Source organism: Flavimaribacter sediminis, assembly GCF_019492055.1.
GTDB lineage: Bacteria > Pseudomonadota > Alphaproteobacteria > Rhizobiales > Rhizobiaceae > Flavimaribacter > Flavimaribacter sediminis.
On the sequence record NZ_JAICBX010000005.1, the window covers coordinates 425,454 to 447,887 of the forward strand.

The following is a 22,434-nucleotide window of genomic DNA, read 5'->3' on the forward strand; positions in this document are numbered from 1 at the left end:
CCGGTTCAGGCGCCCCAGACGATCGCCTGCTCGTGACGCTTGATCAGTTGGCCGAGATCCGCGAAGGCTTCGGCGATATGGCCTGCAAAGGCGTCGACCGCCGGAATGCGCGGCGCCGCTGACAGGCGAAGCAGCCCGAGGGAGCGGTCGGGATGCGGGATATTGATCGGAAGCGCCGTGATCTGGCCCTCCTTGCGAAAGGCGAAGACGACACTGTGCGGCAGAACGGTCAACGCGTTTGACGCCGTCATGTAATTGAGCACACTGGCGAGCGAACCACCTGAAAAGCGGATTTTTATCTCCGCGACGCCCAGGGAATGCAGAATGGAGCGCAGGTCGGCCAGAAGCGGACTTCCCGGCGGCGGCGCGATCCACGGATACTCAAGCAGATCGCCGGAGGTCGGTTTGCGCTTGATCAGAAGCGGATGCGTCGACGAGCACGCGACGACGTTCCTGCCGGGCAGAATTTCACTGAATTCAAGCCCCGAACCCTCGTCCAGAACATCGACCGGACAGACCGCGACGTCGATCCGGCCGGACTGGAGCAAAGCCCTCAGCTCCGTGAGATAGCCGTAGGACTGTTCGACGCTGATGTCCGGATAGCGGTCCTGGAAGCCGGCGATCATGCGCGCGATCAGGCCATCCATGAAGAACGGACTGCCGCCCACTCGCACTACGCCGCTCGTTCCTCTGCGAAAACTGTCGATGACTTCGGAGGCTGCGCGCGACGCCGACAGGATGATCTGGCCGTGCTCCGCCAGCGCCTTGCCGAGTTGCGTCGGTACAAGCGGCCTCTTTCCCCGCACGAAAAGCGGTTCGCCAAGCCGTTTTTCCAGTTGCGAGAGCGTGCGGGATATCGCCGGCTGCGAGATGCCGAGAGCCGCTGCGCCCTCCGTCACGCCGCCCGCCTGCACGACGGCCGCCAGTTGCACGAGGTGTCTTTCATCCAGCTTCATAACAGATTGTTATATTAAGTCGGAAGAAAATCATAATCCAGATTGCATTCCGGCGATACAATCCGAACTGCATCACGCGTGACCAACGCACGGAGGAGTGATGAGGCCGGTGTCGGACAATCTCGATTTCAACGAACGGAACGCATCGGCCGTGATTTCCGGCCGGCTGCGTCCCGAAAACGACCGGCTGGGCGTCGCCGTGTCGGGGATCGTTTCGCATATCCACGCGCTTGTCAGCGAGTTGCGGCCCTCCCGCGAAGAATTGCGCGAAATCGTCGCGTTCCTGACGGATGTCGGCCACGCCACGGAAGATCATCGGCAGGAATGGGTTCTTCTGTTCGACGTTCTCGGCGTTTCCACGCTCGTCGAAACCATGAACAGCGTTCGTCCGGCGGGCGCTACGTCCAATACGCCGCGTGGCCCCTTCTACAGGGCGGACGCGCCGATACTGCCGCGCGGCGCCTCCATATCGCTCGACGCCAGGGGCGAACCGCTGACTGTTCACGGTCGCGTCACCGATCTTGACGGAAATCCTCTCGCCGGCGCCCTTCTGGAGGTCTGGCAGCCCAATGCAGACGGAATATTCGAGAACCAGCAACCGGATTTGCAGCCGGAATTCAATTTGCGCGGCAAGTTCGTCTGCGACGACGACGGCGGCTTCATATTCAGGACGGTCAAGCCGGGCGGTTACAACATTCCCTGTGATGGTCCGGTCGGCAGGCTCCTGCAAAGGCTGGACTATCCGTTGACCCGACCCGCGCACTTGCATTTCCGAATATCCGCACAAGGATATCAGACCCTGGTCACCCAGATCTTCGACGCGGATGATCCTTCTCTCACGCAAGACGCCATTCTTGGCGTGCGGCGCGATCTTGTGGGAGAATTCCGCAAATCCGGCGCCGGCGAATGGGAACTGGCGTATTCCTTCGTCATGGCCACCGACAAAACACAGGAGCAGGCATCGTGAAGCTTCCCGATTCTTTCGTATTCCCCGGCATTACCTCCCGCGTGGTTTTCGGCGCAGGGTCGCTCGCAAGAACCGGAGAGGAAATCGAGAGACTGGGCAGCAAAAGCGCGCTGGTTCTGTCGACGCCACAGCAGGAGGAGCAGGCGCGAGACCTGTCGGACAAGCTCGGATTCCTTGGCGCCGGCGTGTTTTCCGGCGCGGCGATGCATACGCCGGTCTCCGTCACAGAAGCCGCCCTCGAGGCCTTCAGAACATCCGGCGCGGATTGCGTCGTCTCGCTCGGCGGCGGATCGACGACTGGCCTCGGCAAGGCGATCGCCACTCGCACCGGAGCAGACCAGGTGGTCATCCCCACGACCTATGCCGGTTCTGAAATGACCGACATCCTCGGCGAAACGCAAGGTGGACGAAAGACGACCCGGCGCGACCCGTCTATCCTGCCGGAGACGGTGATTTACGACATCGATCTGACATTGTCCCTCCCTGTCGCCATGAGCGTGACGTCGGGTCTGAACGCAGTCGCCCATTCCGCGGAAGGGCTTTACGCCTCGAACCGCAACCCGGTGATCAGCCTGCTCGCCGTCGAATCCATCCGCGCATTCAGCCAGGCGCTTCCCGCGATCGTTGAAAAGCCGCAGGATCCTGAAGCCAGAAAGCTGGCGCAATATGCGGCCTGGCTGTCCGGGATCGTGCTTGGCGGCGTCGCCATGGCGCTGCATCACAAGATCTGCCACACGCTCGGCGGAACCTTCGATACCCCGCATGCGGAAACGCATGCGATCATGCTGCCGCACACCATCGCCTACAACGCCGTCGCCGCGCCTGGACTGCTGCAGCCGCTTCAGGACATCTTCGGCATGAAGCCCGGCCAGGGCCTGTACGATCTCGCAAAGCGAATCGAAGCGCCGACGCGGCTTGTTGATCTTGGCCTGACCGAGGCCGATCTGGACAAGGCGGCCGACATCGCCGTCGAAAACCCTTACGAAAACCCGCGCCCCGTCGAACGCGAAGCCATCCGGCAGTTGCTGCAGGACGCCTTCGACGGCCGCGAACCTTCAAATTGACAAGACATAAAATACGCCGGGAGAGAAAAATGGATACGCAGGAACAGGGATACTTCACTGAGGAAGACTCCGTCGAGGTCGTTACAATACGAAACGCGAAGGCGGAGGACGAACGACTGAAATTCATCATGGAAGTCGTCACCCGAAAGCTGCATGAGGCCGTCAAGGAGATCGAGCCGACCCAGGACGAGTGGTTCAAGGCGATCATGTTCCTCACCCAAACCGGCCATATGTGCAACGAATGGCGTCAGGAATTCATTCTGCTGTCGGACATTCTCGGCGTCTCGATGCTGGTCGACGCGATCAACAACAGAAAACCTTCCGGCGCCTCGGAATCAACCGTGCTCGGCCCCTTTCACGTCGAGGGAGCGCCGGAACTCGAAATGGGCGCGAATATCTGTCTTGACCAGAAAGGCGAGGACATGGTGGTCAGCGGCCGCATTCTCGACACCGCGGGCGAGCCGATCGCCGATGCGGTGATCGATGTCTGGCAGGCCAATGACGAAGGCTTCTACGACGTGCAGCAGAAGGGCATCCAGCCGGATTTCAACCTGCGCGGCGTCTTCAGGACCGGCCCGGACGGTCGCTACTGGTTCCGCGCCGTCAAGCCTAAATTCTATCCCATTCCGGATGACGGCCCGGTCGGAAAATTGCTCGGCGCCCTTGGCCGCCACCCCTACCGACCGGCGCATCTGCACTACATCATCAACTGCGAAGGGTTCGAGACACTGACCACCCACATCTTCGATCCCGATGATCGGTACATCAATTCCGACGCCGTGTTCGGAGTGAAGAAAAGCCTGCTCGCGGAGTTCAAATGGATCGAGGATGCGGCGCGCTCGAAGGAACTGGACTTCGACAACGGTTTCTGGGAGGTCGAACACGACTTCGTGCTGGCGAGAACCAGCGGCGCGTGATTCTCCGGGCGTCGGAAAATCTCTGGCGCCGGAGACGGTGGATATATTATCAGAGTAGAAGCCGATTGATCGCCCGGAAGTCAGGTCAGGACAACAGCTCTCTATGCCATATGCGAGGATGATCCCGGTAAGATGAAGGACGTCGACGTCGATATCGTCGTCGTGGGAGCCGGCGTCGTCGGACTTGCCGTGGCGCGTAGCCTGGCTTTGAGCGGACTTGACGTCATTGTTCTGGAAGCCGCCGGCGCAATCGGAACGGAAACGTCCAGCCGCAACAGCGAGGTCATTCATGCAGGCCTCTACTATCGCCAGCATTCCATGAAGGCCGCGCTCTGCGTGAGGGGACGCAACCAGCTCTATCGCTATTGTGAACAGCGCGGCGTCGAACACAAACGAATCGGCAAGCTTGTGGTCGCGACGAGGGAGAGCGAACGGGCCGCTCTGGAGGAGATTGCGGGCAACGCCGCGCGCAACGGAGTCGATGACCTCGAGATACTGGACGCCGCCGCCGTCCGCCGCATCGAGCCCGAATTGAACGCCTGCGCGGCGCTGTTTTCGCCCAGCACCGGCATCATCGACACGCACGGATACATGCTGTCGCTGCAGGGCGAGGCGGAAGACCATCACGCCGTCATCTCATTCCATTCGCCGGTTCTGTCCGGCAGGACGGACGGCAACGCCGTCGAACTGGACGTCGGAGGAGCGGAGCCCTCGACAATCGTCTGCCGCGTTCTCGTCAACGCGGCGGGTCTGGGCGCAGCCAGGGTCGCGGGAAGCATCGAAGGGGCGAATTGCGCCATTCCGGAAATGCGCTATGCAAAAGGCAACTATTTTGGCCTGACGGGCAAGGCGCCATTCTCGCACCTCATTTACCCCGTTCCCGAGCCAGGCGGTCTCGGCGTTCACCTGACGCTCGATCTTGGACAACGCGTCCGCTTCGGTCCGGACGTGGAATGGCTCGACGGCCCTGACATCGACTATTCGGTCGACGAAAAGCGCAGGGAGCCATTCTATGACGCCATTCGCAAATACTGGCCGGGTCTGCCCGACGGCGCCCTCTACGCCGACTATTGTGGCATTCGCCCCAAAGCCATGACGGACGGCGTCGCCGATTTCGTTATCGACGACCGAGCCGGCGCCGTCATTAACCTGTTCGGCGTCGAGTCGCCCGGTTTGACTGCGTCACTGGCTCTCGCCGACGAGGTGCTGGTCCGCGTTCAGAAGGCGATCTAGGATCGATACATACGCAGCAGTCTTGACAGCCGCATGTACAGGTCACTATCGTATTTGTTACGTTATAACATTGTATATGGATGGATCATGCAGCAATCCCAGTCTGTCAGCAACCTGTTGCCTGTCACCGTGCTTTCAGGCTTTCTCGGATCGGGCAAAACGACACTTTTGAACCACGTATTGAACAACCGCGCCGGCAAGCGCGTCGCGGTTATCGTCAACGACATGAGCGAGGTCAATATCGACGCCGATCTCGTGCGCGACGGCGGAGCGGACCTGTCCCGCACGGACGAAAAACTGGTCGAAATGACCAATGGATGCATTTGCTGCACCTTGCGCGACGACCTGCTGGTCGAGGTCCGCAGGCTCAGCGAGGAAGGCAAGTTCGACTATCTGCTGATCGAAGGAACCGGCATTGCCGAGCCGCTCCCGGTCGCCAGCACGTTTTCGTTTCGCGACGAAAACGGGCAAAGCCTGTCCGATATCGCTAGGCTGGACACCATGGTGACCGTGGTCGACGCCGTGAACCTGCTGCGGGAATACGGCTCGAACGAATTCCTGCGCGATCGTGGCGAAACAGCCGGTGAGGACGACAATCGCACGCTCATAGACCTGCATGTCGAGCAGATCGAATTCGCCGATGTCGTGGTCATCAACAAGAAGTCCGATGTTTCGCCCGAGCAGCTCGCCAACGTTCGCAAGGTCGTCAAATCGCTGAACGCCGACGCGCGGATCATCGAGACCGACTTCGGACACGTCGCGCTTGATGATGTCCTCGACACAGGCCTCTACAGCGAAGCGAAATCGGAAATGCATCCGCTTTGGGCGAAAGAGCTTTACGGTTTTGCGGATCACGTCCCGGAAACCGAGGAATATGGCATCGGCAGTTTCGTCTACCGGGCGCGCAAGCCGTTTCATCCCGAACGCTTCAGCAACTTCATCGGCGCGACCTGGCCGGGCCTGATCCGCGCAAAAGGACATTTCTGGCTGGCGACGCGTCCGGATTGGGTTGGCGAGTTTTCCCTCGCCGGAGCCCTCGCCCGCGTCACGCCCATGGGGCGCTGGTGGAGCGCGACGCCGACATCGCGCTGGCCGGATCACCCGGAATGGCGGGACATGATTCGCCGCAACTGGGACGACACCTGGGGAGATCGCCGCCAGGAAATTGTTTTCATCGGAACGGGCATGGACGAGGCGTCTATCCGCGCCGAACTCGATCGCTGCCTTGTCGAGGACGAGATCGAGGAGTTCGATCCAACCGCCTTTCGTGACCTGCCGGATCCGTTTCCGCGCTGGGGCGTTTCGAACGCAGCCTGATAGTCAACGGCGCTTCTCCCGATCTCGCCCACAGCCGCGCCGACCAGGCGCGCAAGACCCATCTGCGCTATATTGACACCGCGGATGTGATTTGTGTTAAAGCGGCGAGCGGCAATCCAATCGGGAGGAGAATGAATGAGCCTCAAGGGCCAGGCCTACATCGTGGGCGCCTATGAACACCCCACGCGCAAAGCGGTGGACAGATCGGTCGCGCAGCTTCACGCCGATGTCGCAATAGGCGCGCTGGAAGACGCCGGGCTCAGTCTCTCGGATGTCGACGGATATTTCTGCGCGGGCGACATCACCGGATGGTCGGCGCCAGGCACGGGCCCCTTCTCTATCGTCGAGTATATGGGCCTCAATCTGCGCCACCTGGATTCAACCGAAAGCTGGGGCTCGGCCTACGTCAATCACGTGTCGCATGCCGTGCAGGCCATTGCGGCCGGCAAATGCCGCGTGGCCCTCATCACTCTGGCCGGGCGTCCCCGCGCCGAGGCGACGCGTCCGGATCTGAGCCAGGGAAGCGCCAACGACACGACGGAGTCGCCCTTCGAGTCGCCGTACCGCCCGGTGGTGACGAACATGTACGGCATGGTGGCCAAACGCCACATGTACGAATACGGCACCACTTCGGAACAATTGGCCTGGGTGAAGGTCGCCGCCTCCCACCACGCCCAGCACAATCCGCACGCCATGCTGCGCAACGTGGTGACCGTCGAAGACGTCATCAACTCCCCCATGATCACCGATCCGCTGCACCGGCTGGACTGCTGTGTGGTGTCGGACGGCGGCGGCGCGCTCGTGGTCGTGCACCCCGATGTCGCAAAGAGCCTCAAGCGCCCGCTGGTCACGCCGATCGGCACGGGATTCTCCGTCAGACAACTCAATGGCGGCTATTTTGATATTCTGGAATCGGGCGGCGTCAAATCCGGAGCTGAAGCCTTCGACGAAGCCGGCGTAACTCCGGACGACATCCAGTACGCGTCGCTCTACGACAGCTTCACCATAACAGTCATGGTGCAACTGGAAAATCTCGGCTTCTGCAAGCCGGGCGAAAGCGGGAAATTCGTATCTGACGGCGGCCTGATCTCCGGGGTCGGCAAGTTGCCCGTGAACACGGACGGCGGCGGTCTGTGCAGCAATCACCCCGCCAACCGCGGCGGCATGACGAAGATTATCGAGGCGGTGCGGCAATTGCGCGGCGAGGCCCACCCGGCCGTTCAGGTTCGCGACTGCGCCCTTGCGCTCGCCCATGGCACCGGAGGCCAACTCGGCGGGCGCCACGGCGCCTCGACGCTTATACTGGAACGGGAGTGAGCAGGATGACGGCCGAAGCAAGTCCGGCGGACGAAATCGCCATGTTCTTTGAAGGCGCAGAGCGCGGCGCGCTGATGCTCAAGCGCTGCATCGACACCGGCAAGGCGTTTCATTATCCCCGCGAGCGCAGCCCCTTCACCGGCGGGAAGACGGAATGGTTCGAGGCAACCGGCAAGGGATCCATCTATTCTTGCTCCCTGTCCCACCGCGCCGATCCGCCCTACTGTCTCGCCTATGTAAAGCTCGACGAGGGGCCGATCATGATGACGAATATCGTTGCCGATGACCTGACGGCCGTCGCAATCGGCCAGCGCGTTCAGGTGACGTTTCAGCAAGGGCCGGACGGGCGGCAAATACCGTTCTTTACGCCGGAGTAGATATCTTTGGCCTGACATTCTGTTCAGGAGCAATGGACAACGATTCAATGAAACCGCCTGGTTCGACCAGGATGAACAAGCCGGGAAATCGGAGTCGCACAAACCGCAAGTCCATGGCGCAGGGACCGGATTGCCGTTCGGGAGACAGGGTTCGCACGTGGGATGACGGGACATCCGGCGTTCGGCGCATGGAAGCCTTCTTCCACGGCGCGCCTTACTCGATGCACCGACACGACGACTACGCGGTTGGCGTTACGCTGCATGGCCTTCAATGTTTTCACTACCGGGGACGCCGCCATACGGCCCGGCCCGGACAGATCCACATCCTGTTTCCGGACGAGTTGCATGACGGAGCGGCCGGCGGCGCGGATGGCTTCGGTTACCGGATCACCTATTTCGATCCGCGCCTGCTGCAGCAGGCTTTGGGGGGCCGCGCGCTTCCGTTCGTGGGCAATCCGGTTCTCGCTGCAGACGCAGCCTGGATCTCGCTGTTTGACCGGCTCTGGGATCCTGACGCCACGGACGAAGTCGCGCTCACAGAACTGGTGGTCGATCTGATCGAGCGTCTCGAGGCCGCGGCGGGAAGCCATCGACCCGAGCGACCAATTTCCTCGTCGTTCAGCCGCTTGCAGGACGTGCGCGACGCCATCGCCGACCAACCAGGCCGGCGGCTCGACATCGTGGAACTGGAACGTTTGGCGGATACTGACCGATGGCGCCTTGCCCGCGACTTTCGAACAGTCTTCGGAACCAGCCCGAGCCGCTTCCGCACCATGCGGCAGTTGGACCTCGTACGCACCCGGCTTGGATCCGGCATGCCCCTGGCCGAGGCGGCGCTCGATGCAGGGTTTGCGGATCAAAGTCACATGACGCGGCGCTTTCGCAGCGCATTCGGCATGTCTCCGCTTCAGTGGCGACGCGTCAATTTCAACGGATAAGAGGAATCACAGTCGTTCAATATGCGGGCGGCGTCAGCGTGTACCCTTCAATGCGAACGAAAGCGCTTTGCGAAAGGAACAGCAGACGATGCCGCCGCAAACAGGAATACTCCGATCTGTCCTTTGCGAAGGCGATGGCATGCGGGCGCACGACGTCTTCGTCGCTTTTGACCGCGAAGGCCTTGAAGCACCCGAGCGACTCCCGAAAGATCAGCGCTGGCTTCGGGCAACGCGTCCGCAACTGGAAACACAATCTCCTGCCGGAGCAGGGTCATGACGGCCGCCCGGATGCGTGACTATCTGGCCGCGCGAGCGCCCGAACTGTCTGTCGTCGAGCTTCCGGAAGCGCATACGACCGAATATATCTCGCGCGAATGGAAAGTGCTGCCGGCGCAGGTCGCCAAGACGCTCACCCTGCAAGTCGGCGACAGTGTCGCGATCGTTGTTGCGTGTGGCGATTCCCGGCTCGACAATCGCAAGATCAAGAACGTACTGGGCGGAAAGGGTCGCATGTTGCCCGCGTCGGAAGCCTCCGACATCACCGGCCACCCCCAGGGCGGAATCACGCCGCTGTGCATGGCGGCTGTGCTTCCGGTCTACTTCGACAACCGGCTGAAGAGGTTTGATGAGGTCGTCACATCGGCCGGCTCAACTCATGCGGCCATACGCATTCCACCCCTCCGCTTTGCAGAGCTCGTCGGAGCCAGGTGGGTCGACGTCTGCAAGGATGAACAGGTATAAGGGCAGAGGATTGTAGGTCAAATCAGTCAGTTCCGCCGCGCGTCGCCCGCTCCGCCCCTCACTCCCACTCCATCATTTCATTGGAACGTAAGGTATTGAATAATTTGATGTTTCTTACAACTGCCGCAAAGATACCGTCAAAAATACCGTCACTTTTCTAAGTTATTGAATTGACTAAATTTTTCATCTATTCACGTTTCCGTGATGGGCGCAAGGTAGAGATTTGAGCTTCCGAGCTGTACCACCTTGTGCGCTCGTCAATTTTCACCTCTCCAGCTCGACGCCATAATAATGCAGTATTCCCGGGTCCAATGCGTTGAACATGTGCGTTGCGAGATAACTCAATTGTTCGCGCGCCTCGCGGCGAATTTGTTTTGATGCATTGGGGTGGTCTCTGACAAAGATGAGAAATAGGAATTCATGGCTGTTGCCGCTACCCCAGACGAGTTCATCTTCCTTAGATAGTCGCGCATCGCACGCCCTTTTGCCTTGGTGTTTTCCGCGCGTGCACAAAACGTGACCGGGCTCATCGGGAATAGGTTGCCCGTTAAACTCTTTGTGCTTCAGGGTGTGCCGAGCCTCATGCACCAGCGAATATGTCGGGCGAAAGCGCTCCCGGGACCGTATCATACGGTCTGTATAGAATATCGCCGAGGCAGGTCCTTCATGCATCGTGCGTGCCTCGGCATCGGGCCAATGAACAAGCGCGTCAACATACGACATCATGTTGTTAGGCAGGTTCATGACTTGAGAAACGTCGCTGTAATAATCGGGGTCGTCGCCCTTTACCGGTTTCAATGTTTCAAGGTCATGGATGGCCCGCGCCATAATGAAATTCCTGTCAAATCCCCCACAGTCAAACCGCGCCTCACGACCAAAGTCAAAAGCGCCCCGATTGATCGAAAAATCTTCGATATACTTGTTCTGATACAGGTCGTTGAGCACCTCACAAGACGGCTCAGCAAGTGCGGGAAGGCAACCGAGAAGACAGATCGCAGGAACGAGCACAACCAGTTTCATCGCTTGTTCAACGCCATAATACTTCAGCAACGACATCACACTATCCGGATCATATTTGGGAATGTGTTGAAAAGCGCCCCCCTTCGATCAACCAGTCTCTCGGCATTTTCTTAATATGCTTTGCGGCAAGCCCCTGACAATCCTCCATTATGGCCTGATCACTTGCGTTGGACGGCCAAGCGCAAAGGAAAATCCATCGATAAGAGCCTTGGGAACCTGCCGTGTGTGAAACTTTTCGTCGGCGATTTCGGGCACATTGTCGCTGACATACGATGCCAACTCGTTCACCTCGATCAGGCCATCATCGTCCCGGTCCCCTGCACCCAGAGCCTCCAACAGGGTATAGGTGAACAATCCGTGCCCTCCATAACCTTCCTGCGCGGCCTGCGTATCTGAAGCCGCAGCAATAACTGTACGACCGACCGCGCGCGTCAGCCTTTCCACCGCGCCGCGACCTTCAAGCTGCGCTCCGCTATTGTTGGCAAGCGTGCCGCTCTCGCAGGTATCGTAAAGTAGCAGCGATTGCTTTGCGGAAATGGAGGTAAACCACTTTTGCCATTGTTCTTGGGATATGCCGTTCAGTTGCAGCGCGTCCAGCGACCTACCTGTAAAATCGTGGGGGATGAAGTAGTAGCGACCGTCTATCGTTTTACCGTGACCAGAGGCAAAAAAGACAAATGCGTCGTCTGGCTTCACGTCCCCGCGTAAGCTGGTAAAGACGGTATCCAACTTGTCCAGTGTGACATCTTGGTTCAACAGCGTGTGGATTTTGATTTGCTCAAATTCAGCATTCCCCACCTCGGCCAGCGCCTGCGAAATCTTCTCGGCGTCGTTGACCGCATAGTTTAAATTGAGGCGCTCGTTTTCATAGGCGTCAATACCGACTGCAAATACATGCAGCGTCGAGTTCGGACTTGGCTTTGCGGTTGAGGTGATTTCAATTGAGGCCGCAGAGGAGGCGATTAGGTTCAGCTTGTTATAGGCAATCGCCTCAATCTGGTTTGCACCCTGGGAAAGGTAGACTGGCACTTGAAGCTCTATCTTGCCCTCTGAATGCTGCGCATCAACGTTATCTACAAATTGTGTAGCCTGATTGGTGCGAACTTCAACTCTACCGATCCCCCCATCAAGCGACTTGATGGAGAGCGTCATGTTGAGTGTGTTCTTGTCTGTTACATCGCCGCCCGGTGAGGACAGTGCAACCTCCGGTGGGCTCCCCCCATCCAGGATAGAGCGGAGGTTCATCGCTCCCGCCTGATCCCGCAATTTTCCATCGGGATCGCCACGAAGGGCTTCCAGAACCAGATCGGGGCGATAAAGCGCATCATAGACCCGATCCAGTGGAACGACATCCTGACCGCGAACAACGGTCAGATGCTTTTCGCCGCCGCCGAAAGCATTGAAAAAACCTTCTGGAGTCAGAATAAGCCATGAGTTGTCGCTGAAAACGGAAAGAAGCGCGATTTCCTTGCCGGTTTTGATATTCCACAACCTGACTGTTCCGTCCCCGGAAGACGCGCTGGCTACAATTCCGGATGAGGTTCCCTTGCCGAAGGATAGCCAACTCACAGGCGCTTGATGGCTTTGAAATAGATCGCTTTCTTCAGATGTCATATCGAAAAATTGTTCGATCTCGGTATAAGTTCCTGTGAGGTGCGAAACGCCGTCCGGCATAATATTGATTAGCGCGGAGCCATTATCAGCAGCTTCAGCGCCGAGGAGCTGCATTTGGCTCCAACTCGCAACGTCGCTATCTCTTTGGTAAAAACCAAATGAGAAAAAGTTACCTTCAAATTTAGGGGATATGTTTTCGAAGTCTGGTGGATCGTCCCAGTCAACATCCTTTGCAAGTGAAAGGTCCCAGATAAAACGATCAGTATTGCTATCCGTCCCTTCGTCCAGATTTGCCCAGACGTAATCAACAGACAAAAATCGCCCATCATCCGAAAACCACATCTGCACAGGCAACTTGGTCTCAGCTTTCCAACTCGCGATGTCCTGTCCCGATACATCGGCAATTTTGAAGCCCAGTCCTATGGAGTTACGAACCGCGACAAATTCTCCATTCGGACTGACCGTCAACCCACCATAATAATCGTTTGTCAGATCGACCGCGTCGATAAGCGCGCCATCTGAGCCGTCGAAAATCTGTAAAACACCGCCTTCGGAATCCCTGGTATAATGAAACAGTCTTTTCCCATCCGGGGATAATCTTAGCCCTCCAAACTGAAGGCCAGGGGAGATTTCAAAGACGATCTCTTCGCGACGTAAATCTAAAAGCTGTATTTTTCCGTTTTTGCATACAAACACACGCGTTGAGCGCGGGGTTGGCAATGCACAAACATACTCGACCCCTTCCCGGTCGCTGCCCGCCAACCTTTCCCCGGTGGCAACATCCCAGACACCCACGATATTCTCACCAGCGGCCACGAGATACTTCCCATTTCCGCTTAACATTCCATGATAACCCGAAGCGCGTTCTCCGAGGTTCTCCACAACAACACCAGTGTAAGGATCTATGACAGCGAATTCTCCACTCTCGTGGTTGCGGACTAAAATCTGCCTGCCGCTACCGCCTATCATGTTATAATAGCTCACAGAAATGCCGAAATAGCGCACCCTTTTGATAGAGCGTGTGGCAATGTCTATTTCCAGGCTGGCCCAACGTCGGGCACCTCCTGCTTCGCCTGCGTAATCGACTGAGCCGAGAACAAGCATGTTCTCGCCATCGAGTATGGCCTTGAAGTTTTTGAACTCCATCGGGATATCAATCATGTCCACGAGAACTCCTTTCCTCGTGGAGTAAACAAGGATCGGCCCCGAGGTCATATCCAAATCATTGATGGTGAGAACGTAGAGAAAGTCCCCTTCAGGCGAAAATACAAACTGTTCTGTCTGCAGTTCTATCGAGGCGGCGTCTACCGTCAAGGAGACTTCATGATCTAAAGCATCAGGCGTGAAATCTGCTTCATTCGAGTTGGCGGCCTGTAGGAATGTACTCGGCACCCAGCCCTGTTGGTCTGGCGCAGCTTCCACCATCCTCCAGGTTGACTTTCTCTTCAACTCGTTGACTACCTGTCCGGTTGGCAGCCTGTATGTTTTAAATTCTCGATTCGCCTCCTTCGAGGGTGCATTAAATTCGTCGGTACGGATCAAGCGAGTATCGCCGTTCTTGAAGCCAATCAGAGCGTGCTCTAGGCCATCGTGGAACGCGATTAGGGACACGGGCGATTGTTCCTCGCCGAAAAATTCGCTGACTTTTTGCGATGTCACGTCAACCTTGAGGACTGTTCCGTCATCTTGAACGACCAGGAACGCTGTTTCGTCCGGCATGAATAGCGCTGACTTAATTTGAGCTTGGGATTCGTAATCAAAAACCAGATTTCCAGCTTTGTCTGCAATAATGACATGAAAGAATCCTGCCCAGATTCCTTTACTGACAAAAAGTGCGAGCCCACTGTCTGGTGCGTAATCGAAAGTGCCAAAGGTTTGGCTGTCCATCACCTCGACACTAAACCGTGAAAGCAGCGCCCCGGTCTGAATATCAATTATTTTAAATTGTCTGTTACGTCCAAGTCCTGAAAAAAATGCCAGTGAATGGCGCTCGGCTGAAAGGAGGGTGTTGTCATATTTCTCATAATCGTCGAACTCATGGTAGTAGGCAGATAACTTGGGTAAAACGTTTCCAGTTTTCTGGTCCCATACTGTCACGCTTTGATCTGAATACGCCTGAACCTTGGTGCCATCGTCTAGATACCTGGCAGATATCAAACCTTCATCGGTAAGACGGCCAAGGTAGACTTTTTTTACTACACATGTGACAGCGATGTCCCACGAAACAATATTTTGATCACCCTGCGCTACCAGTAACTCCGCCCCATCCTGGCTCACCTCAAGAGATTTTATTGCGCCGCGGCCACGATCACGCTTCAGCCGTTCGATAACGGCTCCGTCGCTTCGGCGATGAATTCGGATGGCGCCGTCTTGAGAACCGGAAAAATAGAGCTCGCCCAAAGGGTCGAACGCGAGCGCCGTTAACGTCCCCCCTTCCTCAAGGTCCATCGGAGAAGCCGCGTCAAGGTCGGCTCTTTTGAAGGCACAGGCTTCAACAGGCTTCAAATAGGCACTAAAAACCCAATGCGTTTCGCCGTTCTTTCGGCGAATTTGCACCCATTTACCATCGCGCGCCTGTTCATCAACGATCTCACCAGCAGGAATTTGTCCTGAGATCGGAAAAGACGGGCCGGGGCCCTCCCGAGCGGACAAAGTCTCCGAGCGATGTTCGACCCGAAACTTGCCTTGAAGTACTTCTGCACTTGCAAACTGGATTGAAAAATACGCTATTGCAAACAGCAAGAGACATAGTGCGCGCATAGGCGTTCACCTTTTCGTTGTCAAAATGAAATAGTCTGCAGTAACAAGGCGCTCGGGAGATGAGGTATCCGGTCTGGAAATGACCGCCTCGCGCAAGGCAGACAAGAAATCGCGCTCGACCTCTATCTTGGGACGTTTCTCATCGAACAAAGGGCTTTTGGAAGCAATAACGACCACCATTTCCTCACCCAGCGGCTCGGGTGAGACGGTGAACTTCGCGCGCCCTTCCTTTCCATCTCCGAACCGGAGCTTTTGGGAGGGAAAAAGGGTTTTCAATGTCGTGGGGCTTGATTGCACAAGGTTAACAACCTTACCGTCAGCCTGGATGTAAGCAATGTGTAGATAGCCTTGATAATCGGCCATTGAGACATCGAATTCCAGCAACTCCCCGACATGGTAGACGTCCCTGCCGAACTCGACCTCGGGCTTCCGCTTATCGGCAAGCACATTGCGCAGCGTCATCAGGGTTTCGCATTGCGGCCATGGCCTTAAATCGACTTCCACAGTTACATCATCGCGAGACGCAACAGCGCGCTTAATCGCGTCGACATCTTCCTGCTTGCCGGCAAATCCAGTCAGTTTGAAGTTCCGCCCTTCCCGCTCAATAATAACCCCGCCACAATCCATATCTGGCAAGCTGATATTGAAATCCTCGGGCGTGGGTGTAGGAAGCGGCTTGGGCGGCTCAGGTTCAAACGGCATACGCAGGACGTATGCCGAGTTTACATGTTTCATGAAGGCATCATATGTCATGTAGGCGAAGCCGTTTTGGCCCCACTTTGTGCTCCATGAATTAATGAACTTAAGTGTTTTCTTACGGTCATCATAGCCGGTGAATGTCATAGCGTGACTACCGCAGCGCTCTTCGCCGCAATACTCGCTACCATCCCCTAGCCAAGTTTTTCGGCCTAGAAATGTCGTCGTCAATGTCGCGCCGAAAATAACCGGGTGCCCAAAAGCCAACTCTTGACGAACAAGATTCAAGCGCGCCTTTCGGGTCTTTTCAAGATCGCCGCCATATTCGCTGGCCGGTGCAAGAAAATGATACCCGCTTATCTTAAATTTGTTGGCGGCAGCCTTTTGTGATGAACTTGGAGCGTCGCATTTATTTTGATCGTACGGCATTTGAGCGAACGACAACGATCCACCATTCTCCAGCAAATCGAGTGCAAGGAAAATACTTGTACCGCATCCGCAGCAACTCGGTGCCAAAGAATTATAGATGTAAGCCGGGCTTGGTATCTCGCTCCTTGATAGCGTGCGGCCACTTCGGGGCTGAGAATCATAGTAGGATCGGGCTGCGTATCCCACAGCCCAAGCAACACAAGAACCTTGCCGCCCTTGGTTCCCTGGCATAGGAAATCTATCGCTCAAATCAACAGATTCCGGTAAAAACGCGCGCCTGGTCGGTGCTGGCGGAATGGTCGCCAGAATATCCGGAGGCGTTGGAAGAAGTCCGGTTCCATATTCTGAGAAATCTTGAGAAAAGCTGGGCATTGCGCCCAGCAGCCAAAGAACCAAAGTGACGCAAGCTGTTTGGCGTACTAACATCTTATGTCTCCACAAACGGATCTGCAGTCTTTAGCGCCATAGAAACCAGGCGCATGAAAAAGAGAAACCTCTCTTACTCCAACGCAGTCACATTGCGGATTTCCACCCGCCTGTTGAGATCGTTTTCCGGATCTTCGGGATAGAGCAATTCCTGTTCGCCACGCCCCTCAGATTTGATATGGTCACGATCCACTTCGAAGTTTTCCAGGATGAAGGCAACAACCGCAGCAGCACGGCGCTTTGACAATCGGTCATTGTATTCGTCGGAGCCGCGTCCATCGGTATGCCCCACTATCTCGATATCCTGATTGGAGAGCTCATTGCTGGCCAGCGCATTTCCCAGCGCTCGCAATGTCAGCAATGTTTCGTTTTCAAGTTTTATGGAATCGAGGGCGAAATTCACGCGAATGTCGATAGAGGGAACTTCCTCTTCGTCTTCGGCGTCAATACCTCGCTCGTTGAATAAACCATCCGGACTTCTGGAGCTGGTTATTTTGTCAGGCGCTTTGGGCCGCAGGGCCTTGATAATATCGGCAGCTGATGGAGACTGGGCCAATGTAGGCACTACGCTGGCAAACATGATGGCTGCAGCCAACGCGAGTCCAAACCTGGTCGCGAGTTTTATCATCTTCTTAATCCCCCAAACGAATACAACCCTACACTCACGGGTGACAGAAACATTACAATCCGTCGAGCTTGCGGCAAGCGCGAGAATATTGATTATAAAATCTCAACCCAAAACAACACATAAATATTTCATCCAACCGGTTCTCTTTTCAAACTTTTCAAATTCGGCTGAAATCGGAACAGTTCACTGCGCAGTCGGGCTCAATACTAGCATTTTATTGCCTAAAGAGAAGGAGTAGACCGATACGTTCGCTTTGGGAACTTGACGGTGTTGGAAGACTTCGAAACTGACCTCTGGTAGTTCAGTTTCGATATAGGCGGCAAATTCGGTCACCGCCAGCTGACCGCCTTCGTCAGCATCTGCAGCACTAAGAGCCTCAAGCACAAGATAACTGAAAATACCATGACCTCCGTAGCCCTCAAGTGCAGACCGGTCCACGTCGAAGCAATACACGTTGTCCACGCCGCTCGGGAAGGACGTAAAAGTATCAGATGGAAGCATGCGAAAGGGTTTCCATGACAAAGCCGCTTTTAAGAGCGATAAATGCCATTGCGAGTAAAAACAGTGTTTCCACCACCACTACGGCAACATGGCGCCAACCGAGTTCAAGCATCGCCATCAAGTTGGTTTTCACGCCCAGGGCGGATATGTCGATCACCATCAGCCATGACGAGAGACTGACGGCGCCGGTTGTAACAGGCTTGGGTATCAGCCCAAGGCTGTTCGCGGTGGTCACCGCTGCAAAACCGATCACGAAGAGCGGGAGGCCACCTCGATTTGCTCTTTGAGATGGTTGGGCAGAATTATTTCGAGATTGTTTTGCGCGATGGAGATGGGTCGGCCTACTACGGAGATTGGCTTGCAGGCTCTCAACCCGTCGAAGTAACTGATGAAATCATCAACGGTTTTCGGGTAATTTTCACGGGTCAAGGAGATGAAAAAGTGCGTCACGAATACGAGCCAGGCTCGGGCTATGGTCCAATATACGGCACATCCGCTATTCCGCTCGCAAGCGCCAAGCGCATGTTGAACAGAAAGGCAAGCTGATAAGTATTAGCGCGGCCTTTCTCCTAAGGCAGCGCTTTTATCCCAATCTTCAAGTTTTACATTTACTATTCTGTCAAAATTATACCAACAACCACTGACGTACGCCCCACAAATTGGTCCGCTGGACCCATTCGTCTTACGGGTCGGGCCTCACTCCCACTCGATCGTGCCGGGGGGTTTTGACGTCACGTCGTAGACCACGCGGTTGATGCCCCGCACCTCGTTGATGATGCGGGTGGCGGCGCGGCCGAGAAAATCCATGTCGTAGTGGTAGAAATCCGCCGTCATGCCGTCGACGGAGGTCACGGCCCTCAGCGCACAGACATATTCATAGGTGCGCCCATCGCCCATCACGCCGACTGTCTGCACCGGCAGCAGCACGGCGAAGGCCTGCCAGATGGCGTCGTATAGACCCGCCTTGCGAATTTCGTCCAGATAGATCGCGTCCGCCTCGCGCAGGATGTCCAGCTTCTCGCGGGTCACGCCGCCCGGGCAGCGGATCGCAAGCCCCGGCCCCGGAAACGGGTGGCGGCCGATGAAGCTTTCGGGCAGGCCGAGTTCGCGGCCAAGCAGCCGCACCTCGTCCTTGAAGAGTTCTCGGAGCGGCTCCACGAGCTGCATGTTCATGCGCTCCGGCAGTCCGCCCACATTGTGGTGCGACTTGATCGTCACCGACGGACCGCCGGTAAACGACACGCTTTCGATGACGTCCGGATAGAGCGTGCCCTGGGCCAGGAAATCGGCTCCGCCGATCGCCTTCGCCTCTTCCTCGAACACATCGATGAAGAGCCTGCCGATGGTCTTGCGCTTGACCTCCGGATCGGCCTCGCCCTCGAGCGCCAATATGAAACGGTCGGACGCGTCGACCAGCTTCAGATTGAGATTGTAATGGTCGTGAAACATGGCGACCACTTCGGCCGCCTCGTTCTTCCGCATCAGGCCGTGGTCGACGAGAATGCAGTTGAGCCGGTCGCCGATCGCCTCGTGGATGAGAAGCGCCGCAACCGAGGAGTCCACACCGCCGGAAAGCGCGCAGATCACCCTGCCGTCACCAACCTTTTCGCGGATCTCGCGGATCGCCTGCTCGCGATAGCCGGCCATCGACCAGTCGCTTTCAAGTCCGGCGATCCTGTGCACGAAATTGGCGAGCAGCTTGCCGCCGTCGGGCGTGTGCACCACCTCCGGGTGGAACATTACGCCGTAATATTTCCGGTCCTCGTTGGCGTAGGCGGCAAAGGGCGCGCCGTCGGAGACCGCCAGCACCTCAAAGCCTTTTGGCAAGTCGATCACCCGATCGCCATGGCTCATCCAGACCTGGTGCTGGGTGCCCGGCTCCCAAATACCCTCGAAAAGCGGCGAAGACTTCAGCACCTTGACGAAGGCGCGGCCGAATTCGCGATGGTCGGAGCTCTCGGCCTTGCCGCCTGTCTGCACGCACATCGCCATCTGGCCGTAGCAGATGCCCAGAACCGGCACTTCGCTGTCGAAAATGAGCTGCGGCGCCCGGGGCGATCCGATGTCGGACGTCGAGGCCGGTCCGCCAGACAGGATGACGGCCTTCGGCTTCAACCGCCGGAAGCCTTCTTCGGCCGACTGGAATGGAACGATCTCGCAGAAGACGCCCGCCTCGCGCACGCGGCGCGCGATCAGCTGCGTGACCTGGGATCCGAAATCGACGATGAGGATGGAATCGGGGTGGGCTGTGCTTTCCATGACAAGGCTTTAGTGATTCGTTGCGCCGCACGCAAGCGCACATGGCCTTCAGCCGTCCCTGTGCTCACGATTGCTGATCAAGTCAGTGGCGCAAATCGGGAAGGAGCACGGTCAGCAGGCCAAGCGCGGGAAGAAAGGAGCAAACGACAAACACGAACTCGATGCCCTTCGCATCCGCGACGACTCCCAGCACCGCCGCAGAGATGCCGGCCATACCGAAGGCGAGCCCGAAAAACACGCCCGCAATCATGCCGACCCGTCCCGGCACCAGTTCCTGCGCGAAGACGACGATCGCCGGGAATGCGGAAGCCAGCACCAGTCCGATCACGCCCGAAAGAACAACCGTCCAGAAGAGATTGGCGAAAGGAAGCGCCAGCGTGAACGGCAACACGCCAAGGATGGAGAACCAGATCACGGAGCGGGCGCCGATCCTGTCGCCGATCGGCCCGCCGAGAATGGTTCCGATGGCCGCTCCCCCGAGGAAGACGAACAACAGCATCTGTGATACCTGAACTGACACATTGAACTTTTCGATCACAAAGAACGTGTAATAGCTCGAAATGCTGGCCAAATAGACATTCTTGGAGAACATCAGTGCGACAAGCACCAGCAGCGCCGCCACTACGGATCGTTTCGGCAAGGCGGGAAACGCCGACCTTGCAGGCTTGTTTGCGCCGGCAGTTGAAATCCGGCTGTACCAGGCGCCGACCCGCGTCAGCACGATAATGCCAACAAGCGCAGCCACGGAAAACCAGGCGACGCTTCCCTGTCCACGCGGAACAACAATGAATGCGGCCAGCAAAGGCCCCAGCGCGGTGCCCAGATTTCCACCGACCTGAAACAACGATTGCGCTGTGCCGTAGCGTCCGCCCGAAGCAAGACGCGCGACCCGGGATGCTTCAGGGTGGAACACGGATGAGCCAAATCCGATGAGCATGGCGCCCATGACGAGCAGCGAATATTCCCCGGCAAAGGCAAGAAACAACAGGCCGACGAAGGTGGAGCTCATTCCGACCGGCAGCGAATACGGCAACGGCCGCTTGTCGGTATACATGCCGATCATTGGCTGCAGCAGGGACGCAGTCACCTGGAAGGCAAGGGTCAGCAGGCCTATCTGCCAGAATGCGAGCCCATAATCGACCTTCAGCATCGGATACAGCGCCGACAACAGCGACTGCATGACGTCGTTGAGAAAGTGGCAGAAGCTTACCGCCAGAATGACCGCATAGACGGTCGGTTGCCGGGTAAATGCTCCCTGAATTGCTGAAGAGTGCGTCACGATACCATTCATTTCGTTCGGTTTGGCGCCCTGTATAAGCCAGTTGCAGATCAGATTCTTTCGTGGTTTTGTCAAAAATCTTCGCGAGTGGGCAAAGGAGGAAGGCGAAATGGAAATGAGAGATCCTGCTGACTCACAGTCCGCAAGCATCGCCAGGGGCGGCGGCGTTCCCGATCTGCAACTGTTGCGCAGTATCGAAACGACTGATGATCCGGTTCTGACACATTCGGTTGATTTTCCTGATGGTCACAGAGTGGCGCTTCACCAGCACAGTCGCTCTCAATTGCTCTACGCCTTCTCGGGAGTGGTTATGGTCGCTACGGCCAGCGGCCGCTGGATGGTGCCGCCCGAACACGCGATCTGGTTGCCTGCAGGCGTTGAACACAGCGTCGAGATGCTGGGCGATGTCGAGATGCGCTCGGTTTATGTCCGGCCGGAGGCGCGCGAAGATTTGCCGAGGCAGCTTCGCGTGGTCGCGATCACCGATCTGGCCCGCAGTCTGATTGTTGCGGCCGCCGGCTTGCCTGCGGCGCAATTGCATACGGAAAGGGCGTCTCTTGTGCATGGTCTGCTCTTGCACGAAATTCCGAACTTGCCGGAACGACCGCTGGCTCTGCCGTTTCCGCGGGATCCGAGACTGGCCGCATTGTGCAGGGAGTTCCTGAGGCAACCGCGTGCGCGGGCGACAATCGATCAGTGGGCGAACGTCGCCGGAATGAGCCGACGAAGCTTCACCCAGGCATTCCGGCGGGAAACCGGGCTTGGTCTTGGCACCTGGCGACAACAGGCATGCCTGTTCGCCGCATTGCCGCGCCTTGCCGAAGGAGAATCCGTGACCAGCGTGGCGCTGGATCTCGGCTATGACAGTGTTTCCGCCTTCACCACCATGTTCAGGCGGATGCTCGGCAAACCGCCCAGGGCCTGGCTTCCAATGACAAGGCTTTCGTGAGTCGTTGCAGCGCACGCATTCGGCCTGCCACATTCCTCACGCACAT

General features: G+C 57.1%; 20 protein-coding genes. 11 read left to right on the forward strand and 9 right to left on the reverse strand.

What is annotated here, in order from left to right; genetic code table 11:
* Positions 1-5 precede the first annotated feature (5 nt).
* Positions 6-956: a LysR family transcriptional regulator gene (locus K1W69_RS23955; protein ID WP_220230976.1), complete on the reverse strand. Its 951-nt coding sequence runs from the start codon at positions 954-956 to the stop codon at positions 6-8.
* Between the two features lie 100 nt (positions 957-1,056).
* On the opposite strand from K1W69_RS23955, the gene K1W69_RS23960 reads away from it, so the two are divergent.
* The 9 genes from K1W69_RS23960 to K1W69_RS24000 all read left to right on the forward strand — a co-directional run bounded on the left by K1W69_RS23960 (position 1,057) and on the right by K1W69_RS24000 (position 9,827).
* On the forward strand, positions 1,057-1,923 hold the full coding sequence (locus K1W69_RS23960) for a dioxygenase family protein (protein WP_220230977.1): 867 nt from the start codon (positions 1,057-1,059) through the stop codon (positions 1,921-1,923).
* Positions 1,920-2,987 (forward strand): maleylacetate reductase, encoded by a 1,068-nt coding sequence (locus K1W69_RS23965; RefSeq protein WP_370688301.1) that lies wholly within the window; start codon positions 1,920-1,922, stop codon positions 2,985-2,987. The genes K1W69_RS23960 and K1W69_RS23965 overlap by 4 nt, the downstream gene beginning before the upstream one ends.
* Before the next feature lie 29 nt (positions 2,988-3,016).
* On the forward strand, positions 3,017-3,904 hold the full coding sequence (locus K1W69_RS23970) for an intradiol ring-cleavage dioxygenase (RefSeq protein WP_220230979.1): 888 nt from the start codon (positions 3,017-3,019) through the stop codon (positions 3,902-3,904).
* Positions 3,905-4,036: 132 nt separating this feature from the next.
* On the forward strand, positions 4,037-5,137 hold the full coding sequence (locus K1W69_RS23975) for an NAD(P)/FAD-dependent oxidoreductase (protein WP_220230980.1): 1,101 nt from the start codon (positions 4,037-4,039) through the stop codon (positions 5,135-5,137).
* Between the two features lie 87 nt (positions 5,138-5,224).
* A complete protein-coding gene (gene zigA / locus K1W69_RS23980) occupies positions 5,225-6,454 on the forward strand; it encodes a zinc metallochaperone GTPase ZigA (RefSeq protein ID WP_220230981.1) in 1,230 nt (409 codons plus the stop codon).
* A 135-nt stretch (positions 6,455-6,589) separates the two neighbouring features.
* Positions 6,590-7,771 carry a thiolase family protein gene (locus K1W69_RS23985; protein ID WP_220230982.1) on the forward strand — a complete coding sequence of 394 codons (1,182 nt, stop codon included), beginning with the start codon at positions 6,590-6,592 and terminating at the stop codon, positions 7,769-7,771.
* A gap of 5 nt (positions 7,772-7,776) precedes the next feature.
* Entirely contained in the window at positions 7,777-8,148 is a 372-nt protein-coding gene (locus tag K1W69_RS23990; RefSeq protein ID WP_220230983.1) for a Zn-ribbon domain-containing OB-fold protein, read from the forward strand.
* Between the two features lie 47 nt (positions 8,149-8,195).
* Complete coding sequence (locus tag K1W69_RS23995) at positions 8,196-9,086, forward strand: helix-turn-helix domain-containing protein (RefSeq protein WP_220230984.1); 891 nt, start codon at positions 8,196-8,198, stop codon at positions 9,084-9,086.
* A 273-nt stretch (positions 9,087-9,359) separates the two neighbouring features.
* Positions 9,360-9,827 carry a YbaK/EbsC family protein gene (locus K1W69_RS24000; protein ID WP_220230985.1) on the forward strand — a complete coding sequence of 156 codons (468 nt, stop codon included), beginning with the start codon at positions 9,360-9,362 and terminating at the stop codon, positions 9,825-9,827.
* A 264-nt stretch (positions 9,828-10,091) separates the two neighbouring features.
* On the opposite strand, the gene K1W69_RS24005 is transcribed toward K1W69_RS24000, so the two are convergent.
* The 6 genes from K1W69_RS24005 to K1W69_RS24030 form a co-directional block, all read right to left on the reverse strand.
* Complete coding sequence (locus K1W69_RS24005) at positions 10,092-10,883, reverse strand: hypothetical protein (RefSeq protein WP_220230986.1); 792 nt, start codon at positions 10,881-10,883, stop codon at positions 10,092-10,094.
* Between the two features lie 111 nt (positions 10,884-10,994).
* Entirely contained in the window at positions 10,995-15,221 is a 4,227-nt protein-coding gene (locus K1W69_RS24010; protein WP_220230987.1) for a caspase family protein, read from the reverse strand.
* A 6-nt stretch (positions 15,222-15,227) separates the two neighbouring features.
* On the reverse strand, positions 15,228-16,772 hold the full coding sequence (locus K1W69_RS24015) for a DUF4384 domain-containing protein (RefSeq protein ID WP_220230988.1): 1,545 nt from the start codon (positions 16,770-16,772) through the stop codon (positions 15,228-15,230).
* A gap of 73 nt (positions 16,773-16,845) precedes the next feature.
* Entirely contained in the window at positions 16,846-17,400 is a 555-nt protein-coding gene (locus K1W69_RS24020; protein WP_220230989.1) for an OmpA family protein, read from the reverse strand.
* Positions 17,401-17,583: 183 nt separating this feature from the next.
* The gene (locus K1W69_RS24025; RefSeq protein WP_220230990.1) at positions 17,584-17,901 is read right to left on the reverse strand and encodes a hypothetical protein; all 318 of its coding nucleotides are present in this window, start codon (positions 17,899-17,901) and stop codon (positions 17,584-17,586) included.
* On the reverse strand, positions 17,888-18,265 hold the full coding sequence (locus tag K1W69_RS24030) for a putative sulfate exporter family transporter (protein ID WP_220231039.1): 378 nt from the start codon (positions 18,263-18,265) through the stop codon (positions 17,888-17,890). Before K1W69_RS24030 ends, K1W69_RS24025 begins: the two co-directional genes overlap by 14 nt.
* Between K1W69_RS24030 and K1W69_RS24035 the strand changes: the two genes are divergently transcribed.
* The gene (locus tag K1W69_RS24035; RefSeq protein ID WP_220230991.1) at positions 18,178-18,447 is read left to right on the forward strand and encodes a hypothetical protein; all 270 of its coding nucleotides are present in this window, start codon (positions 18,178-18,180) and stop codon (positions 18,445-18,447) included. The genes K1W69_RS24030 and K1W69_RS24035 overlap by 88 nt on opposite strands.
* 150 nt (positions 18,448-18,597) lie before the next feature.
* Here K1W69_RS24035 and guaA read toward each other — a convergent pair whose 3' ends face one another.
* Together guaA and K1W69_RS24045 are read right to left on the reverse strand one after the other, a co-directional pair.
* Positions 18,598-20,160, reverse strand: coding sequence for a glutamine-hydrolyzing GMP synthase (gene guaA / locus K1W69_RS24040; RefSeq protein ID WP_220230992.1), 1,563 nt, complete (start codon positions 20,158-20,160; stop codon positions 18,598-18,600).
* Between the two features lie 82 nt (positions 20,161-20,242).
* Positions 20,243-21,439 (reverse strand): MFS transporter, encoded by a 1,197-nt coding sequence (locus K1W69_RS24045; RefSeq protein ID WP_370688302.1) that lies wholly within the window; start codon positions 21,437-21,439, stop codon positions 20,243-20,245.
* A 115-nt stretch (positions 21,440-21,554) separates the two neighbouring features.
* On the opposite strand from K1W69_RS24045, the gene K1W69_RS24050 reads away from it, so the two are divergent.
* Complete coding sequence (locus K1W69_RS24050; RefSeq protein WP_220230993.1) at positions 21,555-22,388, forward strand: AraC family transcriptional regulator; 834 nt, start codon at positions 21,555-21,557, stop codon at positions 22,386-22,388.
* The last annotated feature ends 46 nt before the right edge of the window (positions 22,389-22,434 follow it).

Coding starts and splice junctions, on each gene's coding strand:
- K1W69_RS24000 (WP_220230985.1), top strand. CDS start 9,360: ATGACGGCCGCCCGGATGCGTGACTATCTGGCCGCGCGAGCGCCCGAA.
- K1W69_RS24005 (WP_220230986.1), bottom strand. CDS start 10,883: ATGTCGTTGCTGAAGTATTATGGCGTTGAACAAGCGATGAAACTGGTT.
- K1W69_RS24050 (WP_220230993.1), top strand. CDS start 21,555: ATGAGAGATCCTGCTGACTCACAGTCCGCAAGCATCGCCAGGGGCGGC.
- K1W69_RS24020 (WP_220230989.1), bottom strand. CDS start 17,400: ATGATAAAACTCGCGACCAGGTTTGGACTCGCGTTGGCTGCAGCCATC.
- K1W69_RS23995 (WP_220230984.1), top strand. CDS start 8,196: ATGAAACCGCCTGGTTCGACCAGGATGAACAAGCCGGGAAATCGGAGT.
- K1W69_RS23975 (WP_220230980.1), top strand. CDS start 4,037: ATGAAGGACGTCGACGTCGATATCGTCGTCGTGGGAGCCGGCGTCGTC.
- K1W69_RS24015 (WP_220230988.1), bottom strand. CDS start 16,772: ATGTTAGTACGCCAAACAGCTTGCGTCACTTTGGTTCTTTGGCTGCTG.
- K1W69_RS23985 (WP_220230982.1), top strand. CDS start 6,590: ATGAGCCTCAAGGGCCAGGCCTACATCGTGGGCGCCTATGAACACCCC.
- K1W69_RS24010 (WP_220230987.1), bottom strand. CDS start 15,221: ATGCGCGCACTATGTCTCTTGCTGTTTGCAATAGCGTATTTTTCAATC.
- K1W69_RS23990 (WP_220230983.1), top strand. CDS start 7,777: ATGACGGCCGAAGCAAGTCCGGCGGACGAAATCGCCATGTTCTTTGAA.
- K1W69_RS23970 (WP_220230979.1), top strand. CDS start 3,017: ATGGATACGCAGGAACAGGGATACTTCACTGAGGAAGACTCCGTCGAG.
- guaA (WP_220230992.1), bottom strand. CDS start 20,160: ATGGAAAGCACAGCCCACCCCGATTCCATCCTCATCGTCGATTTCGGA.
- zigA (WP_220230981.1), top strand. CDS start 5,225: ATGCAGCAATCCCAGTCTGTCAGCAACCTGTTGCCTGTCACCGTGCTT.
- K1W69_RS24025 (WP_220230990.1), bottom strand. CDS start 17,901: ATGCTTCCATCTGATACTTTTACGTCCTTCCCGAGCGGCGTGGACAAC.
- K1W69_RS23955 (WP_220230976.1), bottom strand. CDS start 956: ATGAAGCTGGATGAAAGACACCTCGTGCAACTGGCGGCCGTCGTGCAG.
- K1W69_RS23960 (WP_220230977.1), top strand. CDS start 1,057: ATGAGGCCGGTGTCGGACAATCTCGATTTCAACGAACGGAACGCATCG.